Source organism: Eisenbergiella porci (genome assembly GCF_009696275.1).
In the GTDB taxonomy this organism is placed as follows: Bacteria; Bacillota; Clostridia; order Lachnospirales; family Lachnospiraceae; genus Eisenbergiella; species Eisenbergiella porci.
Window position 1 is genome coordinate 1 of record NZ_VUMI01000140.1, and the last position, 1,520, is coordinate 1,520.

Genomic DNA, 1,520 nt, shown 5'->3' on the forward strand with positions numbered 1-1,520 from the left:
TGCCTGATTTTGAAGGTTCAGGATCGTTTGTTGTCCGAGAAAGATAAGGAGCTGCCACTTGCCCGGCATGTTGTCGGCACCTTTCAGCATCTCAACCTCATTCAATACTTTATATCCGGTATGTTTATGTGGCCGGAGAAAGTTATAATAGGCAACCCAGAGAGCAAGGTCATAGTTGGCACCGTTGATGTTATCAAAACCGTTCGTAGGCCTGTAAGAAGCCTTGTATGTACGATTCAACCGTTCAATCATCTGTTTGAACGGACGGAATTCTTTTGATACTTCGTCGTCGTTGGTAAGCCCAATTACCTGAGTAATCTCAAACTTGAATTTTTCACCAAATTCATGGAAAAACTGCTGGGCTGCGAGAGGGTAGGCACTATAGCCGTCAGCAATAAAACGGAAGTCCTTTGGAAGCTCCGTTAAGTGACGGAAAGCCATTCTCATGGCTAGGATACAGGGGCCAACTCCCCGGTTGTCAGATACCTGATAGCCGATAATGGAGCGTTTGGCAGCATCCATGATGAACCAGATGTAAGCCTTGATACCACGGATTTTGATATAGGTTTCATCAGCAGTGAAGACATTGCCGGAGCTGTAATCGTAGTTATCGACAAAAGGTTTGACGCAGATGGCTGCAGTTTTGCAGTAATTAGCTATCTGCTGGTGTGAAATGGAGATATTGTACAAATCCTTTAAGGCCTGGGAAGTTTTCCTGAGAGATAACCCAAGATTTATATGGAGAGTCAGGCACAGTGCCATTGTGTTGGAATCAAATTTGCTGAACTTCAGGGAAGAGGCGTTCTTTGGCAGGGCGTTTAAATCCATGCGAAAAAAATCTATCGTGAATTCTCGGTAGATGTAGTGGAGTTTGTACTTATTCTTGCCATAGTCCTCATTTAGATCCTTTTTATCAACTTTACGAAGATTATGAAGATAGTAAGGGCACTTGGGATTCACGCATTTATGTATGACAAAGTGTTTCCGATTCTTTTTGGGAACGAGGGTATTTCCACAGTGCGGACATCGGAGCTTCACTGAGGAAAAACGGCTTTCTTCTGGAGAAAATCTGGCATTACAGACCTTGCAGAGTACCTGCCCTTTAGAGCCATTGTTTTTGTACAGAAAGGGTTTCGGGGCACCACAGCGAGGACAACAACATTCTTCTGGGATGTCACACTCAGATCTGCGGCTGATGGGGCGGATTTTCTTACCATAGCGTTTCTCAAAGTAAGGGATCAGTTCCTTATAAGTCCAGTCCTGACGGAAATCTGTGATGAGAGGAAGTTCGTCAGTTTTGAATTTCTGATACTTTGGGGAGTGGGAATCATCAAAAGCCCACTGCCGGAGAGGAATGAATCTGCAGATAAACGAAAAAAGATAGCGGATAATCCGCTGTTGGTATTGAACGAAGGTAAGTAAATAAAGTATAATGTCCATGAGCATTGGCTCCTTTCGTATAAGGTTGTTTTGGCGAGTGACATTATACCATAAAAGGGAGGTCAATGCTCTTTTTATTG

The 1,520-nt window shown here is 43.6% G+C and carries 1 protein-coding gene; it reads right to left on the reverse strand.

Features of this window, described 5'->3' with window-relative positions; genetic code table 11:
- Positions 1–1,440 (reverse strand): DDE-type integrase/transposase/recombinase (locus tag FYJ45_RS29280; RefSeq protein WP_154468425.1); only part of this gene is annotated, 1,440 nt, incomplete at its 3' end.
- Positions 1,441–1,520: the final 80 nt, after the last annotated feature.